This is a genomic window from Gelidibacter sp. (assembly GCF_035577925.1).
In the GTDB taxonomy this organism is placed as follows: Bacteria; Bacteroidota; Bacteroidia; order Flavobacteriales; family Flavobacteriaceae; genus Gelidibacter.
This window is the reverse complement of sequence record NZ_DATJCY010000176.1, coordinates 15888-31120: the sequence shown is the minus strand read 5'-3', so window position 1 is coordinate 31120 and position 15233 is coordinate 15888. Positions and strand designations below refer to the sequence as shown.

General features: G+C 36.7%; 12 protein-coding genes. 5 read left to right on the top strand and 7 right to left on the bottom strand.

Annotated elements, in window-relative coordinates:
* Window positions 1-54: 54 nt before the first annotated feature.
* Window positions 55-1383, bottom strand: coding sequence for a hydroxymethylglutaryl-CoA reductase, degradative (locus tag VNJ50_RS06345; RefSeq protein WP_325580107.1), 1329 nt, complete (start codon window positions 1381-1383; stop codon window positions 55-57).
* Between the two features lie 145 nt (window positions 1384-1528).
* Here VNJ50_RS06345 and VNJ50_RS06340 point away from each other — a divergent pair, with 145 nt between their 5' ends.
* From VNJ50_RS06340 to VNJ50_RS06320, 5 genes are all read left to right on the top strand, one after another.
* A complete protein-coding gene (locus tag VNJ50_RS06340) occupies window positions 1529-3697 on the top strand; it encodes a S9 family peptidase (RefSeq protein WP_325580105.1) in 2169 nt (722 codons plus the stop codon).
* Window positions 3698-3709: 12 nt separating this feature from the next.
* The gene (locus tag VNJ50_RS06335; RefSeq protein WP_325580103.1) at window positions 3710-5296 is read left to right on the top strand and encodes a peptide MFS transporter; all 1587 of its coding nucleotides are present in this window, start codon (window positions 3710-3712) and stop codon (window positions 5294-5296) included.
* A gap of 41 nt (window positions 5297-5337) precedes the next feature.
* Complete coding sequence (locus VNJ50_RS06330; RefSeq protein ID WP_325580101.1) at window positions 5338-6867, top strand: peptide MFS transporter; 1530 nt, start codon at window positions 5338-5340, stop codon at window positions 6865-6867.
* A gap of 65 nt (window positions 6868-6932) precedes the next feature.
* Entirely contained in the window at window positions 6933-8720 is a 1788-nt protein-coding gene (locus VNJ50_RS06325) for a peptide MFS transporter (protein ID WP_325580099.1), read from the top strand.
* Window positions 8721-8806: 86 nt separating this feature from the next.
* The gene (locus VNJ50_RS06320; protein ID WP_325580097.1) at window positions 8807-9355 is read left to right on the top strand and encodes a thioredoxin family protein; all 549 of its coding nucleotides are present in this window, start codon (window positions 8807-8809) and stop codon (window positions 9353-9355) included.
* A gap of 82 nt (window positions 9356-9437) precedes the next feature.
* Here the strand turns inward: VNJ50_RS06320 and VNJ50_RS06315 are convergent, their stop codons facing one another.
* From VNJ50_RS06315 to surE, 6 genes are all read right to left on the bottom strand, one after another.
* Window positions 9438-11480, bottom strand: coding sequence for a ComEC/Rec2 family competence protein (locus VNJ50_RS06315; protein WP_325580095.1), 2043 nt, complete (start codon window positions 11478-11480; stop codon window positions 9438-9440).
* 25 nt (window positions 11481-11505) lie between these two features.
* A complete protein-coding gene (locus VNJ50_RS06310) occupies window positions 11506-12027 on the bottom strand; it encodes a C40 family peptidase (RefSeq protein ID WP_325580093.1) in 522 nt (173 codons plus the stop codon).
* Window positions 12028-12102: 75 nt separating this feature from the next.
* Window positions 12103-12714, bottom strand: coding sequence for a C40 family peptidase (locus VNJ50_RS06305; protein ID WP_325580091.1), 612 nt, complete (start codon window positions 12712-12714; stop codon window positions 12103-12105).
* A 110-nt stretch (window positions 12715-12824) separates the two neighbouring features.
* The gene (gene lpxB, locus VNJ50_RS06300) at window positions 12825-13952 is read right to left on the bottom strand and encodes a lipid-A-disaccharide synthase (protein ID WP_325580089.1); all 1128 of its coding nucleotides are present in this window, start codon (window positions 13950-13952) and stop codon (window positions 12825-12827) included.
* A gap of 56 nt (window positions 13953-14008) precedes the next feature.
* Window positions 14009-14293 carry a hypothetical protein gene (locus tag VNJ50_RS06295; protein WP_325580087.1) on the bottom strand — a complete coding sequence of 95 codons (285 nt, stop codon included), beginning with the start codon at window positions 14291-14293 and terminating at the stop codon, window positions 14009-14011.
* Window positions 14286-15062, bottom strand: coding sequence for a 5'/3'-nucleotidase SurE (gene surE, locus VNJ50_RS06290; RefSeq protein WP_325580085.1), 777 nt, complete (start codon window positions 15060-15062; stop codon window positions 14286-14288). The genes VNJ50_RS06295 and surE overlap by 8 nt, the downstream gene beginning before the upstream one ends.
* Between the last annotated feature and the right edge of the window lie 171 nt (window positions 15063-15233).

Below are 15233 nucleotides of genomic sequence, written 5' to 3'. Positions count from 1 at the left end.
TTTGTTAGATTGTTTTTTGAGTACGCTGAATTCTATAATGGGTCTAGAATATTATTATTCGTTAGCCATAAGTCTAATGGAAATCAAAGCATCTTCAACTGAGCTATGTGAAACCGGGTTGTTTTTAAAATAGGCAACCATTTTTGTCTTCTCTTCTTTTGTGGCATTAAATTGATTTAGGATATTCATTAAGTGCATTTTCATGTGACCCTCTTGAATTCCTGTTGTTGTTAAAGAGCGTAAAGCTGCAAAATTTTGGGCCAATCCAGCGGCGGCTACAATCTGCATTAATTCTTTGGCATTGGGTTGTCCCAACATTTCTAAGGCTATTTTTACCAGCGGGTGCAAATTGGTCAATCCACCTACAGTTCCAAGTGCCAACGGAATTTCCATCCAAAATTTAAAGGTATCCCCATCAATTTCTGCATGTGACAGACTGCTATATTTTCCATTTCTGGAAGCATAGGCATGGGCACCAGCTTCAATGGCCCTAAAGTCATTTCCTGTGGCAAGTACAACGGCATCAATACCATTCATAATTCCTTTATTATGCGTTACGGCTCTATAAGGCTCTACTTCAGCAATATTGACCGCGCGTATAAATTTTTGCGCAAATTCGAGTTTAGATAAAGTTGGTGTTTCATCCAAATCACTGATTAAACAAGACACTTCTGCTCTTACCAAACAATTTGGGACATAATTGGATAAAATGCTCATTACGATTTGGATGTGGCTTTCTGTTTCTGAAAATTGTTCAAAAATAAGCGCTTCCGACTTAAAGGTTTTTGCAAACTGTTCCAAACACGAATTGATAAAATTGGCGCCCATGGCATCCAAGGTTTCAAAGGTGGCGTGCAGTTGGTAGTAATCTTTTAAATCTTCTGTTTTGTCAATGAGTTCAATATCCAAAATACCTCCGCCACGTTTTTCCATGTTGTGGGTCATGTGTTTGGTGTTTTCAAGAAGTTTTGGTTTCACACTTTTAAAAAACGCCTTGAGTTTGGAAAAACTGCCACTGTACATAAAATGGACTTGTCCAATTTTTGTGGTTGCTATGACTTTTGTTTTAAACCCGCCGCGATCCATCCAAAATTTGGCAGCTTTACTCGCTGCGGCAACCACAGAGCTTTCCTCAATAGCCATAGGGATGGTGTATGATTTTCCATTGATTAAGAAATTGGGGGCGACACCAAACGGCAAATAGTAGTTGCTGATGGTGTTCTCAATAAACTCATCATGGAGTTGCTGCAGTTTTGAATCAGAATTCCAATATTGTTTTATTAATCGTTTTGCGGTTTTCGGATCACTAAAATAATTGGTGGTTATCCATTCGATTTTGTCCGATTTTGAAAGTTTCGAGAAGCCTTTAACGGGTTTGATCATGAGCTGTAATTTATAAAAACAAAGATACTATACTTGGTTTAAATAACCCGATACAAATATTAGCTTTGCGTTTTAACCATTAAAGTTTAGTGTTTTTGCATAATTTTTAGTAAACTTGACAGCATTTTAAAAAAATAAAACCTTAATGAAGCATTTGAAAATTTTCTTGCTAGCTTGTTTATTGGTAATCACACCAAATTTCGCTCAAAATAAGGGAATTACACTAAACGCCATCTGGAATGGCACTTTTAGAACCGAAGGAATGCAATCACTACATTCCATGAATAACGGAAAAGAATACTCCGTTTTAAATTATGGACAGGGGGCTACATCGATAGATGTTTATGATTATAAAACCTTGTCAAAAGTTAATACTTTAGTAAAATCTTCGGACTTGGACGGGATTACTTATTTTTCGGATTACACGTTTAGCAAAGACGAAAGTAAAATTGTTTTAGCAACGGATGTAGAACCAATTTTTCGTCATTCAACACTAGGTGTTTTTTATGTTTATGATACCAAAAATAAATCCTTAGTTAAAATTTCGAACGAAAAAATACAAGAACCGACGTTATCTCCCGATGGAAAAAAAGTGGCTTTTGGTCTTAACAATAATCTATATGTAAAGGATTTTGAGACTAACCAAACCACACAAATTACTTTTGATGGCGAAAAAAATAAAATCATCAACGGTATTACCGATTGGGTTTATGAAGAGGAATTTGCTTTTGTTCGTGCTTTTGAATGGAATGCTGACGGAACACATATCGCATTTATCCGTTTTGATGAAACTAAAGTCCCGGAGTTTTCCATGGATGTTTATGGCAACGGTTTATATCCGGAACAAGCCGTTTTTAAATACCCAAAAGCCGGTGAAGCCAATTCATTGGTGTCCTTACATATCTATGACATCGTTTCAAAAAAGGTGAATGATGTGAAAGTTTCTAAATCATATACCGATTTTTATATTCCAAGAATCAAATGGACCAATGATGCCAATATTCTGAGTGCACAATTTACAAACAGACATCAAAATGAGCTTGATCTCTGGATGATTAATGCCAGTGATATGAGTTCAAACTTGGTCTTGGCAGAAAAGGACAAAGCTTATATTGATGTGACGGATAATTTGACATTTTTAAAGGATAATAGCTTTATCTGGACTTCGGAAATGGACGGTTATAATCATATTTATCATTATTCAAAAGACGGTAAATTAATTAACCAAGTGACCAAAGGTGCTTGGGAAGTGACCAACTATTATGGTTTTGATGAAAAAAATCGCACCGTATTTTATCAATCTGTTGAAAACGGATCAATTAATAGAGATGTCTATGCTATTAAAATTGATGGTAAAAACAAAAAGCGTTTGACCCAGAAAGAAGGCACCAACTCGGCCGATTTTAGTGCGGATTTTACTTATTTTATCAATACGTTTTCAAGTGCTACAACGGCCCCAGAATATACATTGCATACGTCAAAGGATGGTAAGTTGGTTAAAGTCATTAAAGATAATTCGGCATTGCAAAACAGCTTGAAAGCTTACCATCTTCCAACAAAAGAATTTAGCACGATCGCAGTCAACGGTAATGATTTGAACATGTGGATGATCAAACCTGCCGATTTTGATTCCACAAAACAATATCCTGTTTTGATGTACCAATATTCCGGGCCAGGATCCCAGACTGTTGCAAATACTTGGAATTCGGCCAATGATTATTGGTATTATTACTTGGCACAACAAGGCTATATCGTAGTTTCTATTGATGGACGTGGTACCGGATTTAAAGGTGCAACATTCAAAAAAGTTACGCAAAACGAATTGGGAAAGTATGAAGTTGAAGATCAAATCCAAGCGGCCAAACAATTGGGTGAAATGGATTTTGTTGACTCTTCTCGTATCGGGATTTGGGGTTGGAGCTATGGTGGATTTATGAGTAGTAACGCATTGTTTAAAGGTAATGACGTTTTTAAAATGGCGATTGCTGTAGCACCGGTGACGAGTTGGAGGTATTACGACAGCATTTATACCGAACGTTATATGACCACGCCACAAGAGAATCCATCTGGATATGATGAGAACTCTCCTATTTTTCATGTTGATAAATTGAAAGGTAATTTTCTGTTGATTCATGGATCGGCAGATGACAATGTGCATGTACAAAACACAATGCAAATGGTAGAAGCATTGATTCAAGCCAATAAGCAATTTGAATGGATGATTTATCCTGACAAAAATCACGGTATTTATGGTGGCAATACCAGATTACATTTATACACCAAAATGACTAACTATATTAAAGAAAATCTATAAAAAAGAGAATTTATGAGCCAGGAAAAAGATACAGCGTTAATCGAGCATCTCAGTAAACAAGGAATTGACGATAAAATGGTAATGGGGCATCCAGCAGGATTGTTTGTGTTGTTTTTTACCGAAATGTGGGAACGTTTTAGTTACTACGGAATGCGTGCTTTATTAACTGTATTTTTAATTACAGAAATAGGTAAAGGCGGATGGGAATGGACCAATGCTGAGGCCATGCAACTATATGCTTGGTATACAGGTTTGGTTTATTTGACACCACTTATTGGTGGGATGATTGCCGATAAATTCACAGGATTTAGAAAAGCTATTTTATTAGGAGCGCTCATCATGACTTTAGGGCATGCATCCATGGCTTTGGAAGTATTTAGTCCGTATTTCTTTTATGCGGGATTGGCATTTATGATTTTAGGAAATGGATTGTTCAAGCCAAATATCTCGTCAATGGTTGGTAACTTATATCCAGATTCGAGTTCAAAAAAGGATGCCGGTTACACCATTTTCTATATGGGTATTAACGCCGGTGCGTTTTTAGGAATGTTGTTATGTGGATATATTGGCGAAAAAGTAGGTTGGCATTGGGGCTTTGGTTTAGCCGGAGTATTTATGCTGTTTGGTATGTTACAGTTTTATTTTGGACAAAAAATATTTGGAATCATAGGTGAGGAGCCGGTTAAGGCTGACGCGGTTGACAATCAAAAGATAGAGGAGGATGTGCAAGAAAAAGAAACCGCTGCACATATTGTAAGAGATCGATTGATAGTGGTAGGTGTATTAATGGTGGCCAGTATATTTTTCTTCTTTGCTTTTGAGCAAGCCGGTGGGTCGATGACTGTTTTTGCAAAAAACTATACACAACGAGTGCTCGAAGGTAGTACCGGAACCATCTTTAAATGGATAGACGCTATTTTGACCATTTTTCCAATCCTGATTGTGACGTGGGTACTTTTTGGTTTGGGCAAGAAAATTTATAAAAACTATCCATCGACCATTATTTTCACAGGTATTTCTTTTGCGATTATTTGGGTTTTGGGTGGCTGGAAAGTCTATAAAGAATTTAGCCTTGAGCAAACTGAGGTAACTGTTTCATGGTTTCAAATTTTAAACTCTTTTTTCATAATTACCCTAGCGTCATCATTCAGTAAGCTATGGGAGAAAGTATGGAATCCTTCAGGGCCGGTTAAATTTGCCATGGGATTAACCTTGGTTGGTGTTGGGTTTGTTGTTTTGTCGTTGGGAGCAAGTAGTATTCCGCAAGGTGCTGCCACGGCATCTGTGAGTATGCTGTGGTTAGTGGGTGCTTATTTTTTCCATACTATGGGCGAATTGTGTTTGTCTCCAGTAGGGTTGTCTTACGTGTCTAAATTATCCCCTAAACGATTGGCTGGATTATTATTCGGACTCTGGTTCACGGCTTCGGCAATTGCCAATTTTATTGCGGGAATGACAGGATCTTATATCGACAAGATATCAACCATGTATTCCATGTCAACATTTTTCTTGATCATTGCTGCAATACCAATTTTTGCTGCTGTATTGTTATTGGTGTTTAATCCAAAACTAAAGAAAATGATGCACGGTATTAATTAAATGCCATATTTATAGTTTTTAAAACTATTACATTAATAATTATGAATAACGCTCCTATAAAGCACAAACAACTATTTGGCCATCCGGCTGGGTTATATGTGCTTTTTATTACCGAAATGTGGGAGCGTTTTTCATTTTATGGGATGAAAGCCTTATTGCTTTTTTACCTGACACGTTACCATTTGTTTACCGATAGTGACGGTTATCTTCTTTTAGGAAGTTACGCCGCACTCGTTTATGCCATGCCTGTTTTAGGCGGATATATTGCCGACAATTATTTAGGTTTTCGCAAAGCGATTGTGTTTGGAGCGGTTCTATTAGTGCTTGGCCATTTGGGAATGGCTTACGAAGGTCATCAGGCCACTATGGTTGATGGCGTCGTGACAAGAGATAGCATGGCGTTGCAAGTTTTTTATTTTTCGTTGGCTTTAATTGTGATGGGTGTAGGGTTTTTAAAATCAAACATTTCTTCAATTGTTGGTGAACTCTACCATGAAAACGATCCACGACGAGATTCCGGATTTACCATATTTTATATGGGCATCAATGTGGGTGCGCTTTTGGCAACTATTATTTGTGTTTATTTAGGTGAAGAATTTGGTTGGGGTTATGGTTTTGGAGCCGCTGGTATCGGAATGGTTTTGGGACTACTTGTTTTTATATTTGGAAAGCCTTATTTGGAGGGCAAAGGAGAATCGATAAACCCTGATATAATTAACGCCAAGAAATACGGAATAAAAGTTGAGCATTGGATTTACATTCTTTCTATTCTAGGAGCTTTTGTGGTTTGGCAGATGGTGCAAAGCCATTCTGTGGTCCAGACCATTTTGATGGTTGCCGGTGCAGCATCATTGAGCTATATTATTTATTATGCAATAAAATTTCTGGATAAAGTAGCTCGGGAACGCTTGTTGGCTCTGACTATTTTAATTTTATTTACCATTGTGTTCTGGGCACTTTATGAACAAGCTTACATGTCTCTCAATCTTTTTGCAGAACGTATAATTGATCTTAATGTTTTTGGATATGAACTAAAACCGGGATGGTTTTTGGGACTCAACGCATTTTTCATCATTACGCTTGCCATTCCTTTTGCGCGACTTTGGGTTTGGTTGGATAAGAAAAAGTTGAATCCTAGCACGTCATATAAATTTGCTTATGCATTAATCCTCGTAGGCCTCGGATTTGGTGCTTTGGTTTTAGGCGGCAAATTATCGGGCGAAGCCGGAAAAGTTGCCTATTACTGGCTGGCTCTTGCGTATCTGTTGCACACTTGTGGCGAATTGTCATTATCGCCTATCGGATTATCTGTAGTAACAAAACTGTCACCGGCAAAAATTGTTGGTTTTATGATGGGTGTTTGGTTTTTGGCAACCGCAAGTTCGGAGTTTATAGCGGCAAAAATTGCAGATATGGCGAGTGTTGATCATTTGGATCAAGGGAATTTTATTTTGGCAAAAGCAGGCTATATCAATCTTTATGAATATTTATTTTATGCAGGTATTGCCTGTGGTTTAGTCCTTATTTTTGTGACGCCCTTCATTAAAAAACTCATGCACGGAATTAAATAGCATGTTCTGATTTTGATTCTGAATTTTATAAACCCCTAATAATATTAAAACTTAAACCGATTACAATGAATACTGATATTGAAAATCTATTTAAAGATACCGTTCTTGGACATCCAGTAGGATTATTTATCTTGTTTTTTACCGAAATGTGGGAGCGTTTTTCTTTTTATGGCATGCGTATTCTCCTTATTTTATTTTTGACAGCACCTTTAGTTAGCGATAATCCAGGATGGGATTGGCCACGTGAACATGCACTTTCATTAATTGGTACCTATGCATCGCTTTTATATTTAACACCAATTATTGGTGGATGGATTGCCGATAAATGGACAGGCTATCGTATGGCTGTGGTAATTGGCTGTATTATTATGACACTTGGCCATGCCGCAATGGCACTAGAAACTACTGTTTCTTTCTATGCAGGTTTGGCGTTATTGGTATTGGGAACTGGTTTTTTTAAACCTAATATTACCTCGATCATTTCGGAAATGTATAAAACCAGAGAATCCAAAAAAGACGGTGCTTACACAATTTTCTATATGGGTGTTAATGCAGGAGCTTTTTTTGGGATGATGCTATGTGGCTATTTGGCTGAAAATTATGGATGGGCTTACGGTTTTGGTCTTGCCGGTATTTTTATGCTTTTAGGAATGCTTCAATTTTTATTGGCACACAAAATATTTGGTAAAATTGGTGCAGCACCTTCTAAAGATATTGATGTGATTTTACATCATGGAGAAGATATTACCAATCCAAAAGTGCTTAAAGAAGAAACGGAAGTCGCTTCAAAATTGAATCCATTTACAACACTCGACAAGATTCTTATTGCATTATCATCAGTGGGCGGACTTATTTATTTGTTTAATGATCCTTTGGAAACTATTGGAGGAACTTCAATGTTGCCTTTTGAGTTTGCAGGAATGACTGGTTCTAATTTTGTGGTAGTTACCGCTTTGGTTTTGTTTTTGGCATTGTTGATCATGCGTATTTCACGCTATATTCCGATTGTTAGGGACCGCTTAGTAGCCGTTTCTATTTTTGCGTTATTTACAGTGTTCTTTTTTGCCTTTTTTGAGCAGTCGTTAGGATCAATGACTTTGTTTGCCAGCGATTATACCAATCGGGATTTGGTTGGAAATACGGCAACTATTTTTAAGATCATAGATGCACTATTAACCACTATTCCGTTGATAATCATTACTTATGTAATTGTTTTGATTTTCAAAAAGACGTTTACAAAAATTGGATCGTCCAATATTATTTTGGCCATTGCTTTTTTAGGACTTTGGGCATTAGTGATTTACCGTATTTATGACAAAGCAGGTTCTGATGAATTGAAGGTGGATGCCACTTGGTTCGGGATTTTAAATTCGTTCTTTATCATTACGTTGGCCCCTATTTTTTCGAGATGGTGGGAAAGTAAATACAATCCAAGTGCCGCTATGAAATATGCCATCGGATTAATTTTACTAGGTCTCGGATTTGGAATCTTGGCATATGGTGCGTCCGATATTCCTTCAGGTGCAAAAACGGCATCGGTAAGTATGATATTTTTGATTTTAGCATATTTGTTCCACACTATGGGCGAACTGTGTTTGTCGCCATTAGGTTTATCATATTTGAGTAAATTGGTACCGGCACGAATGATCGGTTTTATGTTCGGCGTTTGGTATTTGGCGATTGCCGTAGGGCAAAAAATGGCCAATACCATGGGCGGTATGATTGATAAAATTTCGGCGGAATATTCTTTGGGAACTTTCTTTTTGATTTTTACTTTAGTTCCTATTGCTGTTGGACTTATTGCCATTGTCCTTAATCCGATGTTGAAAAAATTGATGCATGGCGTTAGGTAATTTCTAATTAGTTAAATAAACGTGAAATGCTCTACTTTTGGAGCATTTTTTGTAGTTTAAACTTAGATTTGTAAAAAATTGAAAGGATGAAAAATTTAGCATTTATAATAATTGTGACATTATCGATGTCTTTTACCAGTACCGCCCAGCATATAAATTGGCTCACTTTTGAAGAAGCCATTGCGCTCCAAAAAAAGAAACCTAAAAAAATTATGATGGATGTTTATACAAATTGGTGCGGTCCATGTAAAATGTTAGATAAAAATACGTTTCAAAATCCTGATGTTGTTAAATACGTTAATGAACATTATTACGCGGTGAAGTTTGATGCCGAAGGCAATGAAAACATCAAGTATAAAGGTAAGCAATATGCCAATAAAGGTTTTAAACCAGAACTGGTAAACCGTAGAAACTCGGTGCACGATCTCACCCTTGCACTTCAGGTTAGTGCCTATCCAACGATTGTTTTTTTTGATGAAAATACCGATGTTATTTTTCCTTTACGCGGCTATCAACAGCCACAACAATTGGAATTGTATCTTAAGATGTTTTTAAAGGATACGCATAAAAGCATGAAAACACAAGAGGATTTCAATACCTATTATAAAGCTTTTAAACCTGAGTTTAAGGGATAGGAAGTTCTTACCTTTATATGTTTAGGCTGGATTAATAATAGTTTAATTTAATCTCCATAACCTTTAGAAAGATTATTCAACATCATTCTTCCTTTAAAACAAAAGCACCTGCTCTGCTTGTTAAGTGAAATGGGATTTTTTGTTCTAAACAGGTTGTTTCCCAGCGTTGAAGATATCTTTTGTAGTTGCTGCCATCTGCAATGATAAGTTGTGGTTTTGTGTATTCTAATAAACGCATTAAATTTATTTGTGGCGAATTTCTCAACAAGATATAATCTGGATTAAATTCTGGTATTTGGTAAAATCCTAAACTGTCAATGACCAAGAGTGTTTTATTTTGAAATAGATAGATGTTTTCCAAGCTGTCTTCCTTTATTTGCGTGATGGCATTCCCGATCTTATAGTTTATGATGCTATAATCGTCGGCAATGGCAGTGCTGTCCAGGTTATGCGCAACAGTTAAAAATGTGTTGTTTTTTATGCCAATTACACTAAATCTACTTTTGTGGAATACAATCAATGCGTCTTGCTGGTTCTTTATCTTTTCAAAAATTAAGACGGATTGAAATACCAATAAAGAGAGCATAGCAATACTTAATCTTTTGAAATTTTGTTTTTTGATTAGGAAAAGCAAAGTGATCAATAATAGATATGACGTTAATACTTGCAGTATGCTAAATGGAATATCCGTAAAAACAAATTGCTCTTGAAGTGAAACCCATCGTACAAAACTGTTCATCAAACTGATCATTCCGCCATATAAATCAGCCAGCCAAAACGGAAGAATATTTAGTAATGCCATAATAATGATCAGAATGCCCATGCCCAAAATAATTCCTAAAAAGGGAATAATAACCAAATTGGATACGAAGAACAAGCCTGGGAATTGATGAAAGTAAAATAAACTAATCGGCATTACTCCCAATTGTGCTGCCATGGTAACCGTGAATATTTGCCATAGTTTTTTAATAGGCCAAAATTTAGGAGACCATAATTTTACTAGGAATGGTTGAAAAACAACAATGGCAATCACCGCCAAATAACTCATTTGGAAACCCACATCAAAGAGAAATAAGGGTTTGAAAAGTAAAAGGAAAAACATCGAAATGGCCAAGGTGTTGAAAATATTTGACGACCGTTTTAAATTCATTCCAATCGCCACAATACTGAACATCGTTACCGCTCTGGTCACCGAAGCAGACAATCCTGCAACGATGGCAAAACCCCATAAAACAATGACAATCAAGATGATTTTTATGGTTTTGCCACGCTTTAAATATTCTAAAGGTTTGAATACTGAATTTAAAAGCAATAAAATGATACCAACATGCAATCCTGAAACGGCCAGAATATGAATGACGCCTGCTTTGGAATAGCTGTTGTATATGTCGTCGCTGATATCCTGGCGTTGGCCCAACAACAACGCATTGATGAGTGCTAATTCATCGGGTTTAAAATGATAGCTTTTTAATTGAAAATTGATACGGTTTCGCAATTGGGCAGCATATCCAAAAATCGTGTGTACATTCGATTGAATCAGTAAAAGTTGATTGTTTTCAGTGAAAATCTGATGATAGACATATTGCCTTTTAAGATAGGCTTTATAATCAAATTCATTGGGATTTAATGGTCCATTCAAATCTTGAAGCGGCGTTGTGGCAATAAGAATGTCATCCACCTTATACGATGAAGAAACGCTGTCTTTCTTGATGTTCAAAAGTGTTTTGCCAACCACATTTTTGGTGTTGATTTTGAAGATGTCAACGATATATTTATCATGATTAACGCCCGATTTGAGAACTTCCCTAATCCGAAAACTAAGGGATTGGACGGTGTCTTTTGAAAGATTAAAATGTTGTGTGTAATGATGTTTGAACTTTTTTTGATCGTGCGTTTGATACGTTAAAATCCCAATAGTTATAAAAGTTAAAGCCGTAAAAACTCCAAAGGCAATGGATTTCACCAAGTGTTTTTTTTCTACATAAAGTATTGTAAAAAGACTGATGAGGAAAACTAAAGTTGTTGATAGAACGTAATCTGAAGAAATTTTAAAATAATGCGCAAAAAGAATACCTAAAATAAGGTATAAGGTAATTTTGATGATTGCAAAATTTAGTAACTTCATAAATCTAAGTTACTAAAAATAAGAACTATAAAACCCGCCGTGCTTGGACGAAGGCAAAATACCAGTATTTCTCGGCCATGTTGGAAACCATGACGCCACTACTTGTGCTGGAGTGAATAAACTCTACAAAACCCTCTCTGGCACTCGTGACAATCCCCACGTGATTAACTTTCCGACTATTTTTTCGAGTTGCAAAAAACAATAAATCGCCTTTGACCACTTGTTTTATATCCACCCAATCGCCTGTGGTGGATAAGTCGCCCGTTGATCTTGGTAACGCAATGTCCTCGCTTCCAAAAGAAGTGACTATCAATCCGGAGCAATCCATACCTTTTGTTGTAGTACCACCATATTTGTATTTCACGCCTTCATATTTCAAGGCTTGATTTACAATTTTATCGGCTTGTGGATTGTAAGTGGTTGTGGTATTGTTTTTTGTCCTCGAATCGATTTTTGCAGTTTTTGATTTGGTGGTTACAATGCGTTTAGAGGATTTACAATTGCTAAAGGTGATCATTAAAAGAAGGAGTAGGGCAATCTTTTTCATGTGTAAAGTTATTTTATAAAATATTGATTTGTTTTAAGTGGCGTAAACGCCAACCATTTGTAATAACGCTCGTATTTAAATAATGCGTCGTGCTTGTATAAAAGCAGAGTGCCAGTATTTTTCAGTCATGCTCGAAACGATTACACCGTTGGTGGTGCTGGCATGAATAAATTCTACAAAACCGTCTCTAACTGTTGTAACAATACCAACATGGCTAATGGTTCGGCTGTTTTTTCGAGTTGCAAAAAATAGGAGATCGCCTTTGGTTACTTGCTTTAGATCGATAGAACTTCCGGTGCGCGCAATATCTCTCGAAACTCTTGGCAAAGCAATATTTTCACTGTCAAAAGTGGTTACAACCAATCCGGAACAATCCATGCCATCTTTTGTGGTGCCACCTCGTTTGTATTTTACACCATCAAATGCAAATGCATAATCGACAATTCGGTCGGCTGCGGTGTTGATGATTTTTGGGGTTTCTGAAATGATATTAAGATGCGTAGGAGTTAAGCTTACTGCGGTCAATTCCGAGTTTAAGGATTCTATTTTGTTGTTTGCGAATTTGTCGGTCGATTTTTTAGAACCTAATCGGGATGCTGTTTTGGATGTGCTGGTCATCGTTTCCATAGAGGATTTACAGCTGCTAAAAGTGATGGTCAGAAGCAGGAGTAAGGCAATCTTTTTCATAGGATTGAATCTATTTTTTGATAAAAATATAAATTTAATTACTAAAATCAATAAAACAAAGACGTTTATTAGGATTCATGAATATGGGTAACGTTTCAATTTTTGATATATTATTCTACAGACGCCTTGTTTATGGCCTTGTAAATGAGTTTTGCGGTTTTTTCACTTGCGCCTTTTCCGCCCAATATTTTTTCCAATTCAAAATATTCCATAAAAAGTTGTTGGCGTTTTTCTGGTTGAAGAATATTGTGAAGTTCTTGTTTTAAGCGTTTCGAATTAAAATCGCCCTGAATCAATTCAGTAACAACTGGTTTGTCCATAATTAAGTTGACCAACGAAATATATTTTAAATTAATAATCCGCTTGGCAATCTGATACGATACCCAACTGCCTTTATAGCACACCACTTCGGGCACTTTAAACAATGCGGTTTCTAATGTAGCAGTGCCAGAAGTCACTAAAGCAGCAGTTGAAACGCTCAACAAATCGTAAGTAATATTATTGACAAATGAGACATTTTCTTTTTTGATAAAACCACTATAAAACTCATAATCTTGGCTTGGTGCGCCTGCAATAACAAATTGATAGTCTTCAAAATCCTTCACAATACTGAGCATGACACTGAGCATTTTTTGGATTTCCTGTTTTCTGCTTCCTGGTAAAAGGGCGATGATCGGTTTGTCGGAAAGACCGTTTTTGGATCTAAATTCATTTTCATAAACCTGTTCCCGTTTTGCGATGGCATCAATTAAAGGATGGCCAACAAATTCTACAGGATACTGATGTTTATCTTCATAAAATGATTTTTCGAAAGGCAAAATGACATACATTTTGTCAACATCGCGTTTAATGGCGTGGATTCTGTTTTCTTTCCAAGCCCAAATTTGTGGCGAAATATAATAATGGGTTTTGTAGCCTTTTGCTTTCGCCCATTTGGCAATGCGCAAATTAAATCCGGGATAGTCAATAAAAATAATAACATCCGGCTTAAAGGTTTCGATATCGGTTTTACAAAAGGAAAGGTTTTTTGTGATCGTTTTTATATTCATGACCACTTCCAAAAAACCCATAAAAGCCAGATCACGATAATGTTTTACGAGTGTGGGGGCAACTTTATGCATTAAATCACCGCCCCAAAATCTGAATTCTGCGTGCACATCTTCTTTTTGCAATGCCTTCATAAGGTTTGCACCATGTAGATCTCCGGAGGCTTCGCCAGCAATGATATAATATTTCATAAGGTGTGGATTGCGAGGTTTTAATTAAACAGCAGATTGAATGTCACCTCATATCATTATCTGTAAGTAAAAATATATGTGGCGATTGTCACTACAATGGTGGCAAAAATAACGCCCCGTGCACGATAATCGCGTTTTTGTTTGATAAATAGGAAAAATGCAACAAGATTAAGTAGCGCGCCAATACTTACAAGTTTATTGAAAAACCCTTGTGCTAAAGATTGTCTAAATACTACAGGAATACTTTCGCCATTTCCGAAAATAAACGTAGCCATAATAAAGCCGATGCTGTTGGCTATTAGCCCTACTAAAAAGCCAATAAACAATTCTTTTTTAATCATTCAAATTCCAAGTTTTAAGGTTGTCTATAAAGTGGTGTGCGGTCAAGTCAAATTGTGCCGGTACCACGGCTACATAGCCGTTTTCTAAAGCCCATATATCGGTATCGTCACCTTGGTCCAGATTTACAAATTTGCCAGCTAACCAGTAATAATCCCGACCATTTGGATTGGTCCGTTTATCAAATTCCTCTTCCCAATTGGCTTTTGCCTGACGGCATATTTTAATGCCTTTAATATCGTTTTTTGGCAAATTTGGGATATTGACGTTTAGGACGACACCTTTGGGTAAGCCATGTTGAAGCACATTTTTAGTAATTGTTTTTACAAAATCTTTACAGGCTTCAAAGTTGGCGCTCCATTTATAATCGCATAATGAAAATCCAATAGCAGGAATGCCTTCAATGCCAGCTTCAATAGCGGCACTCATCGTGCCCGAGTAAATAATATTGATGGATGAATTAGAGCCGTGATTAATGCCGGATACACAAAGGTCTGGGCGTCTTTTTAAAACTTGTTTAACGGCCAGTTTCACACAATCTGCCGGGGTGCCAGAACAACTATATTCAATAGATCCGTCGGGATCGATCTGTACTTCTTCCACATAAAGTGTCGAATTGACAGTAATGGCATGGCCCATGGCACTTTGTGGACTATCAGGAGCTACAACAACAACATCGCCAATAGTTTTCATGACCTCAATCAGGGTTCTCAATCCGGGCGCAGTTATCCCATCATCATTGGTCACTAAAATCAGTGGTCTTTTGTTCATTCTTAAAACTTATTTAAGTCTGCTAAAATACATAAAATAGACGTTAAATCTCTATTCTAGCTGGTTTAACAAAAAATTAGTAGGCAATGGTTTTATTGGCATGATTATTTCTTTTACTTTAGTGAAAAATAATTGAGGACCTCATTTTGTTGAGACTCAAAAAAATGCCAC